Origin of the sequence: uncultured Gemella sp., assembly GCF_963515875.1 — a bacterium.
Lineage (GTDB): Bacteria > Bacillota > Bacilli > Staphylococcales > Gemellaceae > Gemella.
The window spans coordinates 15,179-38,764 of the sequence record NZ_CAUPZX010000002.1; the positions used below are offsets into that span (position 1 = coordinate 15,179).

General features: G+C 29.6%; 22 protein-coding genes and 1 other RNA gene. 3 read left to right on the forward strand and 20 right to left on the reverse strand.

From position 1 onward, the window contains the following. Positions 1-50: 50 nt before the first annotated feature. The 17 genes from rnpB to RWL85_RS00825 all read right to left on the reverse strand — a co-directional run bounded on the left by rnpB (position 51) and on the right by RWL85_RS00825 (position 17,506). An RNA gene (rnpB, locus tag RWL85_RS00745) (RNase P RNA component class B) lies at positions 51-428 on the reverse strand. 54 nt (positions 429-482) lie between these two features. Further along, positions 483-680 (reverse strand): DNA-directed RNA polymerase subunit omega, encoded by a 198-nt coding sequence (rpoZ, locus tag RWL85_RS00750; RefSeq protein ID WP_314083862.1) that lies wholly within the window; start codon positions 678-680, stop codon positions 483-485. Between the two features lie 9 nt (positions 681-689). Beyond that, positions 690-1,310, reverse strand: a complete 621-nt coding sequence (gene gmk, locus RWL85_RS00755; RefSeq protein ID WP_314083864.1) for a guanylate kinase — start codon at positions 1,308-1,310, stop codon at positions 690-692. A gap of 134 nt (positions 1,311-1,444) precedes the next feature. After that, complete coding sequence (locus RWL85_RS00760) at positions 1,445-2,401, reverse strand: AzlC family ABC transporter permease (RefSeq protein WP_314083867.1); 957 nt, start codon at positions 2,399-2,401, stop codon at positions 1,445-1,447. 29 nt (positions 2,402-2,430) lie between these two features. Continuing rightward, complete coding sequence (locus tag RWL85_RS00765; protein ID WP_314083869.1) at positions 2,431-4,089, reverse strand: NFACT RNA binding domain-containing protein; 1,659 nt, start codon at positions 4,087-4,089, stop codon at positions 2,431-2,433. 281 nt (positions 4,090-4,370) lie between these two features. Continuing rightward, on the reverse strand, positions 4,371-5,144 hold the full coding sequence (locus RWL85_RS00770; protein WP_314083871.1) for a TerC family protein: 774 nt from the start codon (positions 5,142-5,144) through the stop codon (positions 4,371-4,373). A gap of 12 nt (positions 5,145-5,156) precedes the next feature. Then, positions 5,157-5,918, reverse strand: coding sequence for an iron ABC transporter permease (locus RWL85_RS00775; protein ID WP_314083873.1), 762 nt, complete (start codon positions 5,916-5,918; stop codon positions 5,157-5,159). Next, positions 5,918-6,760: an ABC transporter ATP-binding protein gene (locus RWL85_RS00780; RefSeq protein WP_314083875.1), complete on the reverse strand. Its 843-nt coding sequence runs from the start codon at positions 6,758-6,760 to the stop codon at positions 5,918-5,920. The genes RWL85_RS00775 and RWL85_RS00780 overlap by 1 nt, the downstream gene beginning before the upstream one ends. Positions 6,761-7,100: 340 nt before the next feature. Then, positions 7,101-8,438: a branched-chain amino acid transport system II carrier protein gene (brnQ, locus tag RWL85_RS00785; RefSeq protein WP_314083877.1), complete on the reverse strand. Its 1,338-nt coding sequence runs from the start codon at positions 8,436-8,438 to the stop codon at positions 7,101-7,103. Between the two features lie 280 nt (positions 8,439-8,718). Beyond that, positions 8,719-10,770, reverse strand: a complete 2,052-nt coding sequence (gene topA / locus RWL85_RS00790) for a type I DNA topoisomerase (protein WP_314083878.1) — start codon at positions 10,768-10,770, stop codon at positions 8,719-8,721. A 76-nt stretch (positions 10,771-10,846) separates the two neighbouring features. After that, positions 10,847-11,608: a type I methionyl aminopeptidase gene (gene map / locus RWL85_RS00795; protein WP_314083880.1), complete on the reverse strand. Its 762-nt coding sequence runs from the start codon at positions 11,606-11,608 to the stop codon at positions 10,847-10,849. 11 nt (positions 11,609-11,619) lie between these two features. Further along, positions 11,620-12,387, reverse strand: a complete 768-nt coding sequence (locus RWL85_RS00800) for a TIGR01457 family HAD-type hydrolase (protein ID WP_314083882.1) — start codon at positions 12,385-12,387, stop codon at positions 11,620-11,622. A gap of 147 nt (positions 12,388-12,534) precedes the next feature. Then, positions 12,535-13,311 (reverse strand): phosphotransferase family protein, encoded by a 777-nt coding sequence (locus tag RWL85_RS00805; RefSeq protein WP_314083884.1) that lies wholly within the window; start codon positions 13,309-13,311, stop codon positions 12,535-12,537. A 227-nt stretch (positions 13,312-13,538) separates the two neighbouring features. Further along, a complete protein-coding gene (gene pepV, locus RWL85_RS00810; RefSeq protein ID WP_314083886.1) occupies positions 13,539-14,936 on the reverse strand; it encodes a dipeptidase PepV in 1,398 nt (465 codons plus the stop codon). Between the two features lie 19 nt (positions 14,937-14,955). Further along, entirely contained in the window at positions 14,956-15,663 is a 708-nt protein-coding gene (locus tag RWL85_RS00815; RefSeq protein ID WP_314083888.1) for a 16S rRNA pseudouridine(516) synthase, read from the reverse strand. Between the two features lie 5 nt (positions 15,664-15,668). Further along, entirely contained in the window at positions 15,669-17,294 is a 1,626-nt protein-coding gene (locus tag RWL85_RS00820) for a polysaccharide biosynthesis protein (RefSeq protein WP_314083890.1), read from the reverse strand. Positions 17,295-17,323: 29 nt separating this feature from the next. After that, the gene (locus tag RWL85_RS00825) at positions 17,324-17,506 is read right to left on the reverse strand and encodes a hypothetical protein (protein WP_314083893.1); all 183 of its coding nucleotides are present in this window, start codon (positions 17,504-17,506) and stop codon (positions 17,324-17,326) included. A gap of 235 nt (positions 17,507-17,741) precedes the next feature. Here RWL85_RS00825 and RWL85_RS00830 point away from each other — a divergent pair, with 235 nt between their 5' ends. Continuing rightward, positions 17,742-18,125, forward strand: a complete 384-nt coding sequence (locus RWL85_RS00830) for a MerR family transcriptional regulator (RefSeq protein ID WP_314083895.1) — start codon at positions 17,742-17,744, stop codon at positions 18,123-18,125. A 33-nt stretch (positions 18,126-18,158) separates the two neighbouring features. After that, on the forward strand, positions 18,159-19,496 hold the full coding sequence (gene glnA / locus RWL85_RS00835; RefSeq protein WP_314083898.1) for a type I glutamate--ammonia ligase: 1,338 nt from the start codon (positions 18,159-18,161) through the stop codon (positions 19,494-19,496). A gap of 97 nt (positions 19,497-19,593) precedes the next feature. Here the strand turns inward: glnA and trxA are convergent, their stop codons facing one another. The 3 genes from trxA to RWL85_RS00850 form a co-directional block, all read right to left on the reverse strand. Next, on the reverse strand, positions 19,594-19,899 hold the full coding sequence (trxA, locus tag RWL85_RS00840) for a thioredoxin (protein ID WP_102170221.1): 306 nt from the start codon (positions 19,897-19,899) through the stop codon (positions 19,594-19,596). An 84-nt stretch (positions 19,900-19,983) separates the two neighbouring features. After that, positions 19,984-21,588, reverse strand: coding sequence for a chaperonin GroEL (gene groL / locus RWL85_RS00845; RefSeq protein ID WP_314083901.1), 1,605 nt, complete (start codon positions 21,586-21,588; stop codon positions 19,984-19,986). Positions 21,589-21,596: 8 nt separating this feature from the next. Continuing rightward, complete coding sequence (locus RWL85_RS00850; RefSeq protein WP_314083902.1) at positions 21,597-21,872, reverse strand: co-chaperone GroES; 276 nt, start codon at positions 21,870-21,872, stop codon at positions 21,597-21,599. Between the two features lie 331 nt (positions 21,873-22,203). Between RWL85_RS00850 and RWL85_RS00855 the strand changes: the two genes are divergently transcribed. Continuing rightward, the gene (locus RWL85_RS00855) at positions 22,204-23,565 is read left to right on the forward strand and encodes an FAD-dependent oxidoreductase (protein WP_314083904.1); all 1,362 of its coding nucleotides are present in this window, start codon (positions 22,204-22,206) and stop codon (positions 23,563-23,565) included. Positions 23,566-23,586: the final 21 nt, after the last annotated feature.

The window sequence follows — 23,586 nt, forward strand, 5'->3', positions numbered from 1 at the left end:
CCTCCTTAAAAAAGAGGCTCCAAAGAGCCCCTAGAACTAGTTGTTTTTCTTATCATAAGCCATATTCTGTATCTACCTTACTCAATCGAGACTAGTCTACTCTCGTAAAAATAGCTGTGATCATCTGTCTAAATATATACATATTTCCTATTCCTACATTCATTTTTGTGGAATAAGTGCTTCTACCAAAATTTGAATTGCTCACTCAAGGGGTTTACCGCGTTCCACTTCTTATATTTCTATAAGAACTCCGTCACTGTGGCACTTTCAAGACATATAACCATATAGAAACCTACTTAGGTCATATTATCTGCCGTCACCTAAAGGTGCCTAAACTTATTTTTTCGTTTAGCATTGAACACTACAGGCATCTCAGCCTGTGTGAGTATGGACTTTCCTCAGCATTACTGCCGCGATCACTCAAAGAAAACACTTATATTACTTTACACTAAAAAAATTATTTTGTAAATAAAAAATTAAAACTATTTTTCTAAAACCGAAATTTTACCTTCAGCAATTTCTTCTAATGCTTTTCCTACTTCTTTGTGTGAAGTATACTTTTCTAATTTTTTCGTTTCAGGATTAGCAAATAATTCTCTTGCTCTTTTACTTGCTAAAGATACTAGCATATACTTTGAATTTACTTTTGATTTTAATACATCTAACTTTGGATATAACATTTTTTTCTCCTACATTTCTTCTAATTCTAATAACGCTCTTCTATATTTCATCTCAATACGTTCACGTTTCAAATGTTCACTTAATATAATAGCTTTAATTCTTTCTACAGCTCTATCTACTTCATCATTTTCAACAACGTAATCATAAAGATGCATCATATTTATTTCTTTTTTAGCTTTTGCTATACGAGATTCTATGACATCATCACTTTCCGTTCCGCGACCTTTTAATCTATCTTTCAGATCTGCTATACTTGGAGGGGCTAAAAATATAAATAAAGCATCTGGTATTTTACTCTTTACTTGACCAGCACCTTGAACTTCTATTTCTAAAAATATATCTTTTCCTTTATCCATAGTCTCCCTTACATATTTAACGGGAGTTCCGTAATAATTATCAACATATTGAGCATACTCTAAAAGCTCTCCTTGTTGAATTAAATTTTCAAATTCTTCTTTTGTTTTAAAGAAATAATCAACCCCATCTACTTCGCCAGGTCTCATTCCCCTAGAAGTCATTGAAATTGAATATTCGAAGTCTACATCATTACTTTCAAAAATTCTCTTTCTAACAGTCCCCTTACCAACTCCTGAAGGTCCTGAAAGAACTATCAATAATCCTTTCTCCATTTTTCGTATCCTTTAATTATGATTTATTATCTTTTTATGATACCACAAAATAGAAAAAATTTAAACAATAAACATGTATATTTAAGTTGAAAATTAATTTACTAGTATTTTTTAAAAATTCTCAATTTTTATTTTTAAAATACAAGTCTAATAATCGCTAGTGACACTATTCCTATTAGAACTATTACTAAAAGACTTTTTGAAATAATTGCACTTAATACCATAGGTAAAGAAGCAAATAGATTTTCATAATTAATTTTAGGAAGGTATCCAATCTTTTGTATAAGTAGACTGTCAAACCACAAAGCTGACATTATTACAATCGGCACTAAGCTAAGATATTCTGTAACCGCTTTAGGTAAATCAAATTTTTTCAACAATATAAATGGAAGTATCCTGGATAACCAAGTTACAATTGCACATCCTATTAAAGTAACCACTATAATTAATACATTACTTGGAATAAAAATCATTCCAAAATACACTAAGAAGAATACAACAACAATTACTAGAAATTGTACTTTTTTCTTAATAGTAATATCTGATATAACTTGTAAGTATAATAACCCTATAAACATAGCAACTAAAGCAAAATCTAAACCTAGTGCCTTTGGATTTTTAACTATTCCTCCTAATAAGCCCCCTATCACAGAGGAAACCACCCATGTAAAATAAGATACTAAATTTACAGCATTAAACCATTCATAAGTCAATATTCCTCTTGTATAATTTTGTTTATTCATCCCTAACGCGAAGCTCTCATCTGTTAAGAGAGTACCAATAGAGATATTTTTATATATGCTATATTTTTTAAAAAATGGAGCAACCGCCATACTCATTAAAATCATTCTTGAATTAATTAGAAATGTTGCAATGATAATTGAGAGTATCGGAAAACCACTCGAAAGCATACTTACTGTTACAAATTGAGCTCCTCCGGCGTATATAAATAATGACATTGCACCTACAAAAAATGGGTTAAGTCCTATCGAACTAGCAATAATTCCGAAGGCCAATCCTATACCTATATAGCCAAAAACTGTCGGTAATGTGTCTTTTACACCTGTCTTTACATCTAATTTATCATTCATATATTCATCATCCTTGACTACCTATTGTTTTATTTTAATAAAAGCTGTCTAATAAGAACTTTATCTATCTTTTGCTTAACCGTTTTTTGCCCAGTGTAAGTCACTAAGCCAGGTTTACCACCTGATATTTTTTTTACATTTTTTATAAGTGTCCTATCGACATTAACATACTCTTCATTTTTAAACTTCGAATAATACGCAGCTAACATTGATGCAACTTCTATTGTCTCTTCACTAGGGTTATTATCAAAGATTACTACGTGACTACCAGGTATGTCTTTAGCATGAAACCATAAATAATCTCTTCTTGCTAATTTATTTGTAATAGCATCATTTTGAAGATTATTTTTTCCAACATAAATAGCCGTATTATTATGATTAACTACAAAATAATTACTCTTATTTTTTTTCTTATTTGACTTAATCTTCTCTTTCAGTATTCCATTAGCAATCAATTCCTCTTTGATTTCTGCAATATCAGTTTTATCAGCATTTTCAAGTTGGAACTTAATAGTCTCAAAATAACCTAAATCGTGCTTAGCAATCTCAATTTGCTCAATTAGATTCTCAATTGTTCTCTTATTCTTTTTATATAAACTAAAGTATTTCTCTGAATTTTTTTCAATAGTTAAATTAGGATCTAACTCTATCTCAATGTCCGTTAAATCTTCACTATAAAAGTTTTGTAATGATATAGTCTCAGGTATTTTATTTTTAAATAAATAAATATTTGAAATTAAAAGCTGTCCCTTTAATTTATAATCATCTCTATTATTAGCTTGTTCTAGTTCATTTTCTAAAATATTGATTTTTTTATTCAATCTGTTAATTTTAGAATTAATAAAGTTAAATAGTTTTCTATCAGTATTCTTATTAATTGACTCTCTGATTATATCCATATAATAATAATCAAGTAATTGTGATAATGATTCAAAGTTCTTACTATAACCATTGATATCAAAAAAGTAGAAATCCTTTTTACCATTTTCTTCTATTATGACTGGTTTATAATATTTTTCAAATTCCTTACAAAAACTTATAAAAGAATTTTTCATATCTTCTGCTGATATTTTTTTAAAATAATTATTTAACAAAGCTGAAACTCCATAGAAATTTTTCATTAAAAACTTCTTATCTTCTATAGAAAACTCAACATTAGTATAATCATTGAACTCAAAAGGATTAATTTTTTTTGCCGTTGGAGGTAATGTATATTCCATATTAGAAATAGTTGATCTCTTGTACTCTAAACTATAACTATTTTTTAGCGATTCCAAAATAATATTATCCTCATTAGTTAGTATTATATTTGAATGTTTTCCCATTAATTCTGTAATTAGATAATAGTACTTTTCATAACCTAAATCATCAAAATTTTTAATTTTTAAAATTACTATACGATCGTTATTAACCTGACTAATTTCTAATATTATTCCACCAGTTAAGTATTTTCTTAAGACAGAACAAAAATTTGAAGGTGTTGAAGGATTTTCATAACTATTATTTGTTAACTGTATTCTAGACGTATTAGAATTTGCAGATAAAAAAAGCTTTAAGTTTTTCCCTTTTCTAATAGAAAAAACAAATTCATCCGTTGATAAATTATTTATTTTATTAATTCGTCCATTAAGAATATTTTCTTCTAATTCCTCCACCATCTTTTTTACAAAAAAACCATCAAATGCCATTTTAATCCTCCTTAATATTTTTTGATGCTCAACTTAGAATTATAACACATAAAATATTATGTGTATATGAAAATAATATTGCCATTTTATAATAAAAAAAGGCGTGACTTAATAAAATCGCGATTTCATAGAAATTGATTTTATCGAGTCACTACCAATAAGTTTATTAAATTATCCAAAAAATATTTATAAAACAAATTTAGATATTAATAAACTACTGTATCTATAATTTATTATATAAACTCTTTTTATAGTTTAGGGCTGCAGGATCAACCAACATACTATTTAGATTTATCCTCTTCAAATTTTTTTGAAACCAATACTCCCCAAACTAGTAATCCTAATAATACTATCCAAAAAATAGCAGTCCAAAGAGTTGAATGTGGAAATTCATGTGGTATTAAAGCTAATTTCTCATGAGCAGCAGCAATTACAAATAATTTAATACCTACCCAGCCTACAATTAGAAATGCTGCAATTTCTAAACCTGGTTTTGTTTCTAATACTTTTATAAATACATTAGCAGCATAACGCATGATAATTACTCCTACAAAACCTCCAATCACCATAACAGCAAATTGACCAAGATTAATTCCGCCAATTGATGTCTCCGAAATATGAGGTAATGTTATTGCAATTGCAACAGCTGCTAATATTGAATCTATAGCAAATGCTATATCAGTTAGTTCTACCTTTATAACAGTAGCCCAGAATCCACTTTGCTTCTTAGGTTCAAATATTTCTTCTGTAGCTTCCCCTTCTTTTCTTTTATCAAAAAATTCTTTTATATGAACTCCAGCCATATATACCAAATACAATCCACCTAACACTTGAATCTCCCAATATTGGGCAAGAATCGTGATTAAAAATATCGCTATAACTCTAAACACTAGTGCACCAGCAAGACCATACATTAACGCGTGCTTTTGTTCTTTTGGAGGTAAATGTCTAACCATTACCGCTAGAACAATCGCATTATCTGCTGATAATAATCCTTCCAATAGTATTAAACTCAATAATACTATTACATATTGAATTAGAATCTGTGTATCCATTAAATTCTCCTTCTATCCTATTATTTTTTTCATTAATTTAACAATTAAGATAACAATTATTAAACCAGCCATATTTAATAATAAAGGTAAATAATTGCCAAAACTAAGTGTTATATTTTGATTTAAATTATTAAATGACTTCGTAAAAATTGTCAATACACTATTATCAATTCTTTCTACGGGAATAGCCACTCTATCTTTAATCATTTTGGCAATTACATCTCCTCCAATAAAGAATAATAAAGAAAATGATATTGCTAGATTAGTATTGTTAAATAAAGTTAAAGCTAATAAATAAATAATATTAGCAAATAGTAATAATAATATCAAAATTGAAGCATATGCTACTGATGTATTTACATTCATCATTATTACTTTCAATTCTTCAAAAATATCTCTTTTACGTAAGAATAAAAATCCTACTAAACACGACACTATAATAGCAAAATAAACTAAAAAATAAATTATGTTTGCTATAAGGGCAGAAATATCACGAATACTTTTCTTTTTTCTCATTTCTAAAAGAACATTGACTTTAGAAATATAATCTTCTCTGTATGAATGAATATAATTAATCCCCATTACAAAAAGAAGTAATGCTAAATTCACCTTTAAAATAATATTAAAGATAATATTGATTATCGAAATATCAAAATAGGCAGAAAGTGAATCTAATTTGTAAACAAAAACAAAGTTCATTAAAATAATTATAACTAAAAATAAATAATTAAATTTACGTCTAAATAACTTCCCAAATTCAATAGTTAAAAGCATTATAAATCAGCCTCTCCCTCATATAATTTAATTTTTTCACCTAAATTACGAATCTGATATACTTCTATATTATTTTTTAATAACGCATATACTACTTTTTCAAGACTTTCTTCTCTCACTACAATTTCATTATCGTGATAAAGGCTGTATTGATAACCTTCTAAAATCAAATCAAGATTATCCTGACTTGATACATTAATAGCAGTTAATGTTTTTAATACTAATAAATCTTCAAGATTACCAAAATATGATTTAATACCATCCGAGATTACTAATACTTTATCTGCAATACTATTATGTTTATTTAACATTGTATCTAAAATTATTACATTAGAATTATTTGATTTATCTAAAATCAGATCACTTATAGCCTCTTTATCCTCTAAAGTTAAAGATTTTTCCGTATTATCAACTATTAAAACATTCTGATCAACTAGGATTGAAAATAATGTATGATATTTAGTCACTTCATTACTTAATAACTCTTTATATTTAACTTCTGAATTTAGATTTAAAAACTCTAAATCCGCTATTAACTCTTCATCGGCATACCCAATATTAAATAAAGACAACCCTTTCTTTAAATTATTCAATAACGTTAAATCACTATAAAAACCAAAATCTCTAGAAAATAATAATGTTTGTTTATTTATATTTTCTTTATCAAAAAGTATTTCTCCTTTAAACTTTGTTCTTTGTCTAAAAGAATCCTTTAAAATATCTAAACTGGCTGTACTATTATTTACAATAGTTAAAATTTCGCCAGTATCCACTTTGAAATCTAGTTCCAAAATAGTATCCTTTTTTATTTTCTTTGTATATTCTTTAAATTCTAAAACCATTATTTCTCCTATTATAAACAATATAATTTGTTAAATCACTTCATTTTATCAAACTACTAACTTACCTTCTCTTATAAATTAATACTATATCTTATTATAATACCATTGCTTTAACTTAATGTCAAAACAATAATCATAAAAAATAAAAAGAAGGGAGTGACTCAAAAATCGTGATTTCTAAGAAATCAATTTTGTCGAGTCACTCCCGCACAGTCTATTAGATATCTTAAAAGCTTCTATAAAGCGAATTTAAATATCAATAAACCACTGCGTCTATGAGTTATCATATACACTTTTGTAAAATTTATGACTTTTAAGTAAGTCTCAATCTATATAATAATTATTTACTTTCTTTTTTCACAACAAATGTTAACACAATTCCTAGTACAAATCCCACTAGAGCGTAATTTAACCAAGCAAAATCCGCAGGTACTGGAAGGAAGTTTACTTTAGCCAATGCATTATCAACTGTAGGCACTACAAGTTTAAATGTTGAAGTTACAGTAGAGTATAAACTGAATAATCCAGTAAATAGTACTGTTGAAGTATAAACAACTTTTCTTCCACCAAAAAAATTATTTAAGAAACCAAGTAAGATTAATACCATTGTTAATGGATAAAGTAATACTAGCACTGGAACTGCACCTTGAATAATCGCTGCTAAACCATAATTACCAACTGCAAAAGAGAATAAAGTTAAAGCAATTGCATATGTTTTATAGCTAATCTTATCATATAATCTTACAAAGAATGAAGAACAAGCAGTTACTAAACCAACACTTGTAGTTAGACAAGCTAAAAATACAATAACAAATAATAATAATTTACCAACATTACCAAAATAGAATGTAGTTGCACCAGTTAATACTCCAGCACCAGTTTTTTGTAATCCTAAAACAGAAACTGATGTAGCACCAATATTAGAAATAAAAATATATACTAACGCTAATAAAACTGCTGCAATTACTGCTGATTTTGCACTATTATTAAATACCTCTTGTTTAGTCTTAGCACCGTAAAGTTTAACTGAGTTAATTACAATTATACCAAATACTAATGAAGCTAGTGCATCCATCGTATTATAACCTTCCATTAACCCATTAGTAAATGCTAGGGCTGTAGTTGCATAACCTTTTGTAGGTTCTTGTGCAGATCCCATAGGATTAACTAATGAAGCAATGATTAAAACTACCATTGATAATAGTAGAACTGGAGTAATAATTGTTCCGATTCTATCAACAAGCTTATTAGGGCTTATAGCTAACCACAGAGTTAATCCCATAAAGAAAGCTAAGAAAATGGCTTGAGCAACAAAAGTATTTTCTGGTGCTACAAAACTTGATAAACCTAATTCATAAGTTGTTGTTCCTGTTCTAGGAATAGCAAAGAAAGGCCCGATTGTTAAGTATAATAAAGTCGTAAAAGCAATACCGAATCCTTTTCCTGCTCTGCTAGATAAGTCTAATAAGTCCTCAGCTCCTGAGTACCCCATTACAATAACTCCTAATAGCGGTAATCCTACCCCCATAATTATAAATCCAATCATCGCTGTAGATAAGTTTGTTCCAGCGTTTTGTCCTAAGAATGCTGGGAAAATTAAATTACCAGCACCAAAAAACAGTGCAAATAACATAAGTCCAATTGAAATATAAGGATTTTTCTTTAAAAATTTCAACATTTCATCTCCTCCAAAATTTATTTTTTTAAGTATGTTATATACGATAATATATTTATTGATTTTTGTCAATAGATTTTTAAAAAATATTCGATTTTTTGTTGAATAATTGTGTAAAATTTTCTGATAATTAATCTAAATTATAAATAAACTGTATCGTTTACAAATTTATTATATCTATATTGGAATCACTTTCTATGTCTTTTATAATATTGCTCAATCAAATTCAAATTTTACAAAATAAGGATTTGATAATTGAAAACACTTATCAAATCCTTTCACATTATTTTTTTATTTCTTCTTTATAATCGCAATTTCCACACATAACACCTTTTTTCCCTTCATATAAAAGATGATTACATTTTGGACATTGACGATTTATTGGTTTGTCCCAAGAAACAAAGTCACAGTTAGGAAATCCTTCACAACCATAGAATAATTTCCCCTTTTTAGATTTTTTCTCTAAAATTTCATGCTTTTTACATTTCGGACAAACTACTCCTACTTTTTTCTGGATTGTATTTGTATACCTACAATCTGGGAAGTTCGAACAAGCTATAAATTTACCAAATTTCCCTAATTTAAACACTAAAGGAGATGAGCATTCTGGGCAAGATTCACCAGTAAATTCTTGTTTAATTTCAACCTTTTCCATCTCAGATTCAGCTTTTTCTACATCTTTTCTAAAATTTCTATAGAAATTATATATTGTATTTTCCCAACCAACCTTACCTTCTGCTATATCATCTAATTGACTTTCTAAATTCGCAGTGAATTTTGTGTTGATAATATCAGGGAAATATTGCTCTGTGATTTTACTAACTAGGGTTCCTAATTCAGTAGGCGTGAAAACTTTATTTTGAAGTTTTGCATAGTATCTTTTTTGTAAAGTATCTACTATTGTTGCGTAAGTTGATGGTCGACCTACTCCTAACTCTTCTAATTCAGCAATTAGTTTTGCTTCTGAGTAACGGGCAGGAGGTTGTGTAAAGTGTTGTTCTTCTTTTAATTCTTTTACTTTCGCATCTTCACCGACTTCAAATTCAGGTGCAAGTTTCACTTTTTCTTTTTCTTTTAATACTGATAAAAATCCATTAAAAAGCAATTTAGAATACGCTCCACGATACACTACATTATTATTTTCAAATGTTGTAGTACTCGTTTCGTAAACAGCAGCACTCATACGACTAGCAACAAATCTTTCCCAAATAAGTTTATAAAGTTTATATTGATCATTAGATAAATATTCTTTAATACTATCAGGTGTGAATTCTATATTTGTTGGTCTAATTCCTTCATGAGCATCTTGAACATTTTTATTGTTTTTTTTCAATTTAAATGCAGTAGCCAAGTATTCTTTTCCAAAGTTTTTAAGAATATACTCATTTGCTATTTTTATCGCTTCATCTGAAACCCTTGTTGAGTCAGTTCTCATGTAAGTTATTAATCCTGTAACTCCACCTAATTTTTTCAGATTAATACCTTCATATAATTCTTGAGCTACACTCATAGTTTTACGAGTTTTAAAGTTTATTTTTCTTGAAGCATCTTGTTGCATCGTCGATGTAATATAGACATTAGGTGCATTCCTATTTTTCTTGGTTTTAGCTACATCGATAACTTTAAATGTATCACCTTTTATAGCATTTTTTATATTTTCTACATCTTTTTTACTTTCAAGTTTTAATTTTTCACCTTTATATGAGTAAAAATTAGCAGTCAAAACTTTTCTATCTTTTATAAAATCAATAGGCATTGACCAATATTCTTGAGGTACAAACTTTTGAATTTCTTCTTCTCTGTCGACTATTAATTTTAATGCTGCATTTTGTACCCTACCAGCTGATAATTTAGGTTTTACTTTTTTCCATAATACTGGAGAAATATTATAACCTACAAGTCTATCTAAAATTCTTCTCGCTTGCTGTGATTGTACCAAATCCGTATTTATTTTTCGTGGATTTTTAATTGCTTCTTTCACAGCATCTTTCGTTATTTCATTAAAAATAATTCTATTATCGGAATTATTATCTAATCCTAAAATGTATGCAATATGCCATGCTATTGCTTCTCCTTCTCTATCGGGATCGGATGCTAGGAAAACTTTTTTTCCTTTAGCCTCTTTTTTTAAAGCTTTAATTACATCGCCCTTCCCTCTTATAGAAATATAATCAACATCTATATTTCCATTATCTAGTACTTCTACTCCCATTCTACTTTTAGGAAGGTCTCTTACATGACCTTTTGAAGATATTACTCTATATTTTTTCCCTAGATATTTTTCAATAGTTTTTGCTTTGGAAGGAGATTCGACTATTACTAAATTTTCTGCCATTTTCTTCTCTCCGTAGTTTTTTAATAAGTAGTATCTTAAAACATTTTTATTAACTTGTCAACTTTTTTCACTAAAATTAATCAATTTTTGTTAAAATTATTGGTTCTTGGTTTTCTCTAACTACTATAGTATGCTCATATTGTGCAATATACGAACCGTCCTTAGCAACCAATTCCCAATCGTCTTTATCAGTATTTGTTACTGTTTTAGCTTTTGTAGATACGAAAGGTTCTACGGCTAAACACATACCATCTTTTAAAATTAAATTGTCCCATGGATCAAAGTAATTGAATACATGTTGTGGTTCTTGATGAAGAGATGTACCAATTCCATGACCTGTAAGATTCTCAATAACTTGTAATTTATGCTCTTTTATTTTCTTATGAATATTTTTTCCTATTTGGTTTATTTTTCTTCCTGCAATAGCATGCTTAATACCTTCATAAAAAGCTTCTTTAGCAACTTCACAAACTTTCTCCTTCATTTCGTCATCAACCTTACCGACAACAAAAGAGATTCCAGTATCAGCATAATATCCATCTTTACATCCTGATACATCTATATTTAATAAATCTCCATCTTTTAATATTTTAGTACTCGATGGAATTCCATGAGCAGCCTGATAATTTAATGAAATACATGTATAACCTGGGAAATTATATTCTGTAATTGGAGCTGATTTGGCACCGTATTTTTCGAATAATTCTTTTGCTATATTGTCAAGTTCTTTTGTTGAAACACCAGGTACGGCATTTTTAACCATTTCATCTCTTATAGTTGCACAAATAAAACCTATTTCTTTCATTTTTTGTAATTGTTCTTCTGTTTTAATAATCATTTTTTCTCCTTTTATTTAACCAGTTTATTTAAATTTTCTATAGAATATGTTGGTTTTTTCTCTTTTTTATCAATATCTTTTAGACTCGTAACTCCAGTTTGAACATGAATTGTATCAATACCACTATTGATACCTGACATTATATCAGTATCATAATTATCTCCTACCATAGCTATTAGATCTTTTGAATAATTATATAATTTTATAGCACTCTCCATTATGATTCTACTAGGCTTTCCTATAACTGTAGCAATTGTCGAAGTCGCATATTCTAAATATTTGATCTGACCCCCATTACTAGGGACAAAACCTTGTGCAGTAGGTAGTAACGTATCAGGATTAGTTCCTATAAGTTCTGCTCCATTAAGAATGGCTTTAGTTGCTATTGCCAGTTTATCATACGTAAGTTCTCTATCGAGTCCAACAACTACAGCCTCAACATCTTCCTCAGTGTTTTTATGATTAAAATCACTTAAGGTATTTTTCAAGCCATTTTCTCCTATTATATACAAGTTTTTGTATCCTTTTGACTCCAAATAAATTTTGGTAGCATCACTGGATGTAAAAACATGTTCTTGAGTAGTTTCAATATCGAACTTTTTTAAATGTTCTGCTACTTCTCTTGGTTGTTTTGTAGAATTATTAGTTAAAAACAAATAATCTATATTATTTTCATTTAAATAATCAACAAATTCTTTGGCATATTTTATCTTTTTTTCACCATTATAAATAGTGCCATCCAAATCAATTAGATACAATTTATAGCTTTTTATACTCATTCTGTCACTCCATCAACTACTATTAATATAATATTTTCAACTAGTTGTCCTTTGTAAAACAAACTGAAAATATTATGTAACTATTTCTATTTTACACCGTTTATAAAAAAAATAAAAGCATTAATTAGGTTTTTCCTATTTAATGCTTTAAATAAAATCGTTAAATACACTATTTAAAAAGACTAACCAAGAATTCATCTCAGATAATTGCTTTTTCTCATGATACCATACAATCATAATTACTGACTGTAAAGTTATATACCATTTTAATCTGTTTCTATATTTAATTGTTGGTTCTTGTCCATATATTTCTAACCATTCATGCCAATCTGATTGAGGAATATATCGATATAATACAAAAGAAATATCAATTGCAGGATCACAAAGTATTGAATGTTCCCAATCTACTAAAAATAGTTTCCCTTGATCAGAGAGTAACCAATTATCTTTATGTAAATCTGTATGACAAGGCGTGTACTCTACATCGTCATCAGGTATACAATTTTCTAAATAATTTAGGGCATCTACTATATTACCGTTTTTCCAAAGTTCATCTGCTATTATAGACTTTAAATTTCTAAGCGAACTTGCAGCTGTTTCTTCACTATAACCTTGTGCTTTCATAATTTTTTTTAATTTAGTTGATCCATGAACTTTTTTCAAGATTTCCGGGATACGCTTATCAGTCATATCTTCCTTATTCAATGTTCTGCCATTCTCAAAATCTTGAGCTATTAATACATCTCCATTACTAATACGTTTAGTCCATCTTAATCTAGGCACAATACCTTCTGCCGAAAGAGTTGCAATCATAGGAGTAGTATTCTTTTTTATAAAATAACGTTGATTATCTCTTGAACAAAAATAATCTTCTTTATATGTATCATCTAAAGTCCAGCCCATCTGATAATATTCTCTAGACATATTTTATACTTCTCCTTTCTCCAATCTCTTTTTTAAAATTATAATGCACTATATATTTTACAATCTTTAACCATTTTTTTCAAGATAGTATTTTATAACAAAAATTAAAAATCTCAAAGATATTCTAATTTTATTTTTATAATACAATAAAATATCTTTGAGATTCTTTATTCATCTAATTTTTATAAAACTAAAAACTATATCAAGTAAATATTTTTATAAATATTTTATTCACAGCAAAGTTTATATATTCCTTCTGCATAAATCGCAGTTGCTAATAGTAAGTCTTCTATTTCTAAATATTCATTTGCTTGGTGCATTGTATCTTCTTTCCCTGGGAATAAAAGTCCAAATGCAACACCTTTTTTAAGGCAACGTGCGTAAGTTCCACCACCAAGTACAAAAGCATCATTCTTCGTATCACCTGTGTATTTTTTATATACATCCATTAGAGTCGTTACTAATTCATCATCTTTTGGAACGTAGTGAGCTTCTTTTGTACTAGTAACTTCAATTATAATGTTATCTACTTTAACACTACTTAACTTATCTACTAAATTGAACTTTTTAGGATGACGACAGTCTGTTGAAATCACAGCCAGTTTTTCTTCTAAATTATAATTTAATATTCCATAGTTGTAAGTTGCAGCTCCCATTTCATCATCAGAGTAGTCGATTCCTAATTTTGTACCGAATGGATCATTTGCAAGTTTTTCTACGATGTAACCTACAAAATTTTTACCATTAACGTCTAATCCTAATGTACTTAAAAATTCTGCTAATTTTGTTGCTCCATTTATCCCAAATTGTGGTGTAGAACCATGGGCTGCTTTACCTTTTAGAGTTAACTTAATAGTTTCTGCTACATTAACTTCACCTTCTAATTTCTCTTGACTTAAGAATTTTTCGAATTTTTCCTTAATATCTGCTACTTCACCAACTAATTCGGCTTCTGCACTAGCAATTACCATATTAAGTACTTGTCCACCATTAAATTTAACAAGTTTGTAATCGTATTGTTCAGAATCTTCAACAAAAATCAACTTATGATCGAATGTAGCACGTGCTTTTTCAGCATATACTAGAGGGAACATTGCATCTGGCGTAAAACCTAAAGCTGGTTGTTCTTCATGTTTAAAGTATGATTCAACACATCTAAATCCTGTTTCTTCATCACTACCAATAATTAAACGAACACGTTTATTCCATTTAACTCCTAGTTTATCTAAAAGTTTAACAGCGTAATATGCTGCCATTGTTGGTCCTTTATCATCTAGTGATCCACGAGCATAAATTCTTCCATCTCTCACTTCAGGTTTAAACGGATGACTAATCCAATCCGCTTCAACAACCGGTACTACATCAACATGTCCAAGAATACCAAATAGTTCTTCTCCTTGACCTACTTCTATGTGTCCCGCTTTATTTTCTACTATTTTAGTTTTGTATCCATCGCGTTCTCCAAAAGATAAAATTAAGTCCAAAGCTTCTCTAGGACCGCTTCCAAAAGGTGTTTCATCAGTTATATCAGTCCCTAAGATTGATCGGACGCTTAATAGATCAAAAAGGTCTTTTAGTAAATTCTCCTTGTGATTTAACACTTCTTGTTTAAAATTGATATCCATAATATATCCCTCCGTTATTTTAGTTATTTAAATTTTTTATTTCCTTATCAGTTAAATATCTATATTCTCCTAATTTTAGATTCTTATCTAACTCTAATGTTCCTATAGATAATCTTTTTAAATATGTTACTGTTGTTCCAAGAGCCTTCATCATTCTTTTAACTTGATGAAACTTGCCTTCAGTAATATAAATATACGCAATACTATTCACCTCAGATGATTCAATTATTTCCAACCTAGCGCTTTTACATTTATAACCTTCATCAATAACAAGTCCCTCTTTTACTAATACTAAATGCTCTTCTTTTAATTTTCCACTTACCTCAACATAATACTTCTTCTCTACATCTTTCTTTGGAGAAATTAATTTATGAGCAAGATCTCCATCATTTGTCAGTAACATTAATCCCTCAGTATCCTTATCAAGTCTACCTACAGGAAAGACTTTATATATACGATCTTTTTCTTCTAATAAATCAACTACAGTTTTGTCAATCGCATCATCCGTAGCTGATATAACATTTTGTGGCTTATTCATCATTATATAAACATATTTTTGATAAAATAACCTATCTCCATTTACTATAACCTGATCATTGATTTCATCAATCTTATAATCAGGACTTTTTACTAAAATATCATTAATTAATATTCCCTTTTTAATAATTTTTTTCGCTTCTGCTCTACTTAACGTTGTCGTAGTACTAATAAATTTATCCAATCTCACTATACTTATCTCCTTAGTCGTCTTATAGTTGATAATGTAATTTTTCTACCAAATAAGTACTTATCAAATTTCATTTTGCTTATACTAAAGAAGTAAACTAGCATTCCCAAAATGGCACAGATAGAAATTAGTATCATACTAGAAATTTTAGATTCAATAACAAAATTAGAAGCTATCGATTCATATACAGCCGCCACAGTAATAAACATAATGAAACAACTGCTTAATAGTATTACTAACCTCGATAAAAATTCAACAATTTTCAGTTTAACTTCTCTATTTATAATAAACAAGTTAATTACTATCATTACAATATACGTTGCTATAGAAGAAAAAATCACACCATTAGTTTCAAATGCTATTACAAGCGGAGTAATTGTTAAATATTTAACAACCAGACCAATAGAAATTGCTATAAGATTTAGTAATTGTTTATTTATAGCTTGCATTATAATACTAGTTAAACTATATATAGAATATAAAACTGCCAGAGGTAAATAAAATCTCAGCAAGTCAGCATTAATTGAACTCCTACTATAAAATGCAGAATATATAGGATCCGCTAGCACATACATACCAACTAAAGCAGGTAATACTATCATCATTAAAGATAAAATAACTTTGTTAATTTGACTACTAACAGTAATTCTATCTCCTTGGGCAAATAGTCTCGTAATAGACGGTAAAAAAGTACTAGAAAAAGCCGGTGCTATAGCAACTGCTATCATAACAACCTTATTAACTAATTGCAAAGCTGAAAACCTTCCGTCTACGATGTCTGCTTTTCCAATCTTAGTCATGCCGTGTATAAAATTATGTTGATCAATTATGTTCAATATCGGAAATAATCCCACTATAAAAATAAATGGAATTGAGACAGAGAAAAACTCCTTTACTAAATTAAATGTAGAAATATCTATTACATTCTCATCTTTTTCTTTATTGAAATCTAAATCACCTTTAAACTTAGTGTAAAAAAAGAAGAGTGTAATTAAAGAAAATACAGCACCTACTGCAGCTGCAAAAGTTGCACTAACATTCCCTTCAACTACTCCATACCCTAAAATTCTCATAATAAAATATGTAGCACCAAGCATAAACGCAATACGAGCGACTTGCTCTATAAATTGACTAAGTGCAGATGGTAACATTATCTCATGTCCTTGAAATAGTCCTCTAATTCCAGCTGAAACTAAAACTAATGGAATTCCAAAGCTTAGACTTTTTAAAACTAGTGTACCTTCTTGTGGGGTGAATTTTTGTTGATTACTTATTAAAATTTGTTCTGAAATGATTCCAGAACCAAAAAATAAGATACAAAATCCTAAAATCCCCATCACAACCAATAACCACGAGCCTAGCTTATAAATTCTTCTACTTACACTATATGCACCAATCGCATTATATTTAGCAACTAATTTTGCAATTGCTAAAGGTGTTCCCGCTCCAGATATTTCCAAAATAGTCGCATAATAACTATATCCATAATTGAAAAGCGCCATTTGTTCTTCTCCACCTATTATTTGATAAAATGGAATAAGATACACAGCACCTAAAACCTTTGTCAAAATCAAACTTATACTAAGTATTGCAGTCCCTTTAAACAAAGAATCTTTTTTCAAAATTTTCACATCCAAATCTTTTATTTAATTGTATTTTTTTATAAGTATAAAAATTGATAGCAATACACTAATGCAGCAACTAGACTATACGCAGCCACCAATTTCAATACTTTATCCATACGTCTTCTTTTTATTTTGTTGTTAGCCACCAGTACTATATATGAACCTAATAAAAGCACAAATGTAATAACAAAAACAACAACAGATAAAAATATTGCCATACTATCATCCTTTCTTTTTTATATTAACTATTATTTTATCACGATTTCAAAAAATTTTAAACATTCTTTAATATATTATACAAAAAAACTTTATAATGTATACAACTAGATTTACATAATTTTTAAAATGTAAGATTTTATGACATACACTTTATTTTCTCTATTAATTTTGTTATTATACTATATAGATATAAAATTTTTTTATTTCACAAAATCTAAACAGAGAGGTATAAGTATGGGATTTAAAGAATTACAAAAAAATCTTCCAGTTTTTTCTATAAGTGTAGTAACAAAAATTACCCAACTTACTGCACGTCAAATTAGATACTATGAAGAAAAAAAACTCTTTACTCCAAAACGTACCGAAGGTAATACTAGACTATTTTCATTTAATGATATCGATAAACTTTTAACAATAAAAGACTTACTTACTAAAGGTTTTAGTTTGAAAGCAATCGATGAAATTATTAATGAAAAAGAAGTTTCTGCTGAAACTACTCAAATTAGACAAATTATCCATAACGATATTTTTGCAGGTCCTAGTGGTTTACCTAGAGAACGCTCTATTGGACGTGGTGACTTATCAAGATTTTATAACAATAAAAAAAATAAATTTTAATGTTAGATTTTTTCACGAAAATAAGGAGACGACATGGCTAAAACTATTATTAGAGAAGAGATTATTAAAACAATCAAAGAAGAAAACGTTAAATATATCAGACTGCAATTTACTGATATTACAGGAACAATTAAAAACGTTGAAGTTCCAGTAAGTCAGATTGATAAAGTATTAGATAATAATATGATGTTTGATGGTTCATCGATTGAAGGTTTCGTAAGAATTGAAGAGAGCGATATGTATCTTTATCCAGATTTAAACACTTTCTTAGTGTTTTCATGGGATAGTGAATACGGTAAAGTAGCTCGTTTCATCTGCGACGTATATACTGCCGACAGAAAACCATTTGCTGGAGATCCTCGAGGTAATTTAAAACGTACACTTGAAAGAATGAATAAACTAGGATTTGATACATTAAATCTAGGACCAGAACCAGAATTTTTCTTATTCAGACTGAAAGAAAATGGTGAACCTAGTTTAGAATTAAATGATAACGGTGGTTATTTCGACCTTGCACCTGTAGATTTAGGCGAAAATGTACGTCGTGATATCGTACTTGAATTAGAGCGTTTAGGCTTTGATATTGAAGCTAGTCATCACGAAGTTGCTCCAGGTCAACATGAAATTGATTTTAAATACGATGACGTTGTTTCTGCCTGCGATAATATTCAAACATTTAAACTAATCGTTAAAACAATAGCACGTAAACATGGACTACATGCTACATTTATGCCAAAACCTATCTTTGGTATAAACGGATCAGGAATGCACTGTAACGTATCACTTTTCAGTAAAGGTGAAAATAGCTTCTACGATGAAAGCAGTGAGAATGGTTTAAGTGAAGTTGCAGCGCAATTTATTGCTGGAATTTTAAAACATGCTCGTAGTTTTACTGCTATATGTAACCCTACGGTTAACTCATATAAACGTCTAGTTCCTGGTTATGAAGCTCCATGTTATGTAGCATGGTCTACTTCTAATCGTTCTCCTCTAGTACGTATCCCAGCTGCTCGTGGTAAATCTACTCGTGTAGAAGTTCGATCAGTAGATCCAGCTGCAAATCCATATTTAGCTATGTCAACTATCTTAGCAGCAGGTTTAGATGGAATCGAAAATAAATTAACTCCAGCAGCTGAAGTAAGAAGTAATATTTATGTTATGACACGTGAAGAAAGAATTACAAATGGTATCGATGAATTACCTTCAACTCTTTACACTGCACTAAAAGAACTATCAGTTTCACCTATCATGAAAGAAGCTCTTGGAGATCATATTTTCTATAACTTTATTGAAGCTAAGTCAATAGAATGGGATTCATTTAGAACTCAAGTAACCGATTGGGAAATTGAGCAATATTTAAAAAATTATTAATTACAAAAAAACAAGGATGAACTAAAATTCGAGTTCATCCTTGTTTTTTATGATGTAAAAAAGACTACAGAGATAAATTCTATAGCCTTTTTACGTATTAGTATTTTGATAATAATTCTACTAATGCTTCTTTTGGTTGGTATCCAGTTTTTTCCTCTAGTACTTCTCCATTTTTCATGATCAATAGTGTAGGAATTGACATAATTCCAAATTCACCAGCAGCTTCTTGATTTTCATCAACATTAACTTTGTAGAATTCAATATTAGTTAATTCATTAGAAACTTCTTCTAATACAGGTGCTAACATTTTACATGGACCACACCATGGTGCCCAAAAGTCAAATACTTTTACGCTATCAGTTTTTGATAGTTCAAAAAATTCTTTATCTGTGATTTCTCTCATTGTTTCAATCTCCTTTAAAACTTATAAATTTATTTTATAATATCACAAAGTAATATTCAAATATTTTGTCTTACTTAATTTTTTCTACATCATTGGCATTTGTGGTTGCATAGGTTCATCTTTTGAAACATCAGCTACCACAGCTTCTGTAGACAAGAATAAACTTGATACACTTGCCGCATTTTGCAAAGCAGAACGAGTAACTTTAGTCGGATCAACTATACCTGCTTTAATCATATCAACCCATTCTTCGGTAGTAGCATTGAATCCATACCCTACTTCTACCTCTTTTAGTTTAGCGACAATAACACTACTTTCTAATCCAGCATTTTCGGCTATTTGTCGAACCGGAGCTTCAAGTGCCTTTTTAATAATATTAATTCCAGTTTGTTCATCACCCGTTGCTTCAAGTTTTTCAACTTCAGAAATTACTTGAACAAGTGCTGTTCCACCGCCAGGAACTATACCTTCTTCTACTGCAGCTCTAGTTGAGTTTAGAGCATCTTCAATTCTTAGTTTTCTTTCTTTTAATTCAGTTTCTGTTGCGGCACCAACTTTTATAACAGCTACTCCTCCAGATAGTTTCGCAAGTCTTTCTTGTAATTTTTCACGGTCAAATTCAGAACTTGATTCTGCATAAAGTGCTTTAATTTGTTGTGTTCTAGTTTCGATTTTTTCTTTATCCCCTTTACCACCAACAATAACGGTATTATCTTTAGTAACATTAACTTTAGAAGCTTTACCTAACATTGCAATATTAGCATCTTTCAAATCTAAACCTAAGTCATCGGTAATAAGTGTTCCACCTGTTAGAATAACTATATCTTCTAAGATTGCTTTTCTTCTTTCTCCAAATCCTGGAGCTTTTACTGCTACTACATTAAATGTACCACGAAGTTTATTGACAACAAGTGTAGCAACAGCTTCTTGTTCAACATCATCAGCAATAATCAACAATGGTTTTGCTGCAGCCACTACTTCTTCTAATACAGGTAAAATCTCTTGAACTGCACTAATTTTTTTATCAGTGACAAGAACATATGGATTATCCAAGTCAGCAACCATTTTTTCTGTATCACTTACCATATACGGTGATAGATATCCTCTATCAAACTGCATACCTTCTACAACTTCTAAAGTAGTATCTAATGCTTGAGATTCTTCAATAGTAATAACACCATCGTTACCTACTTTATCCATTGCTTCTGAAATGAATTTTCCTATTTCTTCATCAGCAGCTGAAATAGCTCCTACTTGCGCTATTTTATCTTTAGAATCTACTGTTACACTAATTTCACGAAGACGTTCTACTGCTACTTTCACCGCTCTTTCCATACCTTTTCTTATACCGATAGGGTTAGCTCCGCTTGTAACATTTTTTAATCCTTCCGTTATCATAGCTTGAGCTAAAATAGTTGCGGTAGTTGTACCATCCCCTGCTATTTCATTCGTTTTATTAGCAACTTCAGCCACTAATTTTGCCCCCATATTTTCATATGGGTCTTCTAATTCTATTTCCTTGGCAATAGATACACCATCATTTGTTATTAGTGGTGAGCCAAATTTTCTATCTAATACAACATTTCTTCCTTTCGGTCCTAATGTTATTTTTACAGCATTTGCCAATTTATCTACACCAACTTTCATAGATTGGCGAGCATCTTCTGAAAATTTTAATTCTTTTACCATGTTTCCTCCTATTCTTCAATAACAGCAAGAACTTCTTCTTCATTTACTAAGAAATATTCTTCGTTTTTAAAACTTACTTTTTTATATTTATCTGAAAATACTACTTTACTTCCAGCAGTTAATTCACCTTCATTATCTTTAGATAATAAGCAACTTTCTCCTAAAGCAACGACTATTGCAATATTTGAAGCTTCTTCTTTTGACGCCAACACTATTCCACTAGTTGTTGCTTTCTCTTCTTCTACTTTTTTTAATAGAACATTGTCAAATAATGGTTTAATCATATCAATAACCTCTTATAAAAATTTTCTTTATATTTATTATATTATCTTCTGAAATATATAATAAAACAAAAGTCAAAAAAAGTCAAATTATATAATTCAGAAATTAATCTATAATAGTACTCTGTAAAATTTCAAAATAAATATTTCACAAAATTGTTTATAACAAGAAACATATTTTCTTTCCTAATAAAACGATAACAAAGGCTTTCTTATCATTTTTTATAAGCATATTATTTTTATATTTTAGCATTATATGTTACAATACTACTTGTATAATCATACATTAGTAATTATACAATATAATTTTAATATTGACATAGGAGGAAAATACATGAAATATGTAGTTATTGGAACATCTCACTTCGGTTACGAAGCTGTTCAAACTATTTTAAAAAACGAACCTAACGCTGAAATTCACTTATACGAAAGAGGCGCTGGGGCATCATTTATGGGTTGAGGTAGCCAATCTTATTTAGATGGGACATCTAAAGCGTTATCTGAACTACACTTTGCAACAGAGGAATCTTACCGTTCACAAGGTATTAACATTCACTGTAACAGCGATGTTGTAGGATTAAACTCAAAAGAAAAATATGTTGTTGTTAAAACACCAGCTGGTGAAGAAAAACAATCTTACGATAAATTATTATTAAGTCCTGGTGGAGTTGCAGTTAAACCTCCATTCGAAGGAATTGAATTAGAAAATATCCACACTTTCCGTGGGCCAGAAGATACTCAAGCTGTATACGATTGTATGAAAAACAGTAAAAAAGCTGTTGTAGTTGGTGGTGGGTACATCGGTCTTGAAGTTGCAGAATCTTATGCAAAACACGGTATAGGTGTAACAATCGTTGACTTCGCACCAAGAATTTTAAATACATATTTAGACCAAGAACTTACTGATATCCTTACAGAAGAAGGGGCTAAACACAACCTTAAAGTTCGTGGTGGAGAAAAAGTTCTTTCATTCAAAGGTGAAAATGGAAAAGTTACTTCTGTAGTAACAGATAAAGGTGAGTACGAAGCAGATACTGTTATTGTTTCTGTAGGTGTTCGTCCAGACGCATCTTGGTTAAGTGAAGAATTAGAAATGACAGAACGTGGTTTTGTTGTTACTAACGAATACTTAGAAACATCTGCTAAAGATGTATATGCTGGTGGAGACTCTACTCTTCTTCCATACGCTCCAACTCGCGGAGAATTACCAATAGCTCTTGCTACTTTAGCTCGTCGTCAAGGTGTAGTTGCTGCATTAAACGCTATGGGTACTAAAACTAAAATGCCTGCGGTAAATGGTACTTCAGCATTATCATTCTTTGATTACAAATTCGTAAGTACTGGATTATCTCAAAACGGTGTTTGCCTATACGATGGTAAAGTAGCTTCTAAATATGTAGAAGAAAGAATTTACCCAGACTTCATGAGAAAAGAAAACAATCTGGTTCACATGAAAATCTACTTCGATGAAGATACGCACAGAGTTCTAGGAGCTCAATTAATGTCTAAATATGACGTATCTAGTGCTATCGCAGCTTTATCTATAGCTATCGCATCAGAGTGGACATTAGAACAATTAGCTCTTGCTGATATATTCTTCCAACCAGAATTTGACCGTCCATGGCACTTCATTAACGTACTTGCTATGGCAGCTCTAGACTACAAACTAGGTGGAGCAGATAAATTACTATTCTAGTAAAATGAAAAAAGTTCGCAG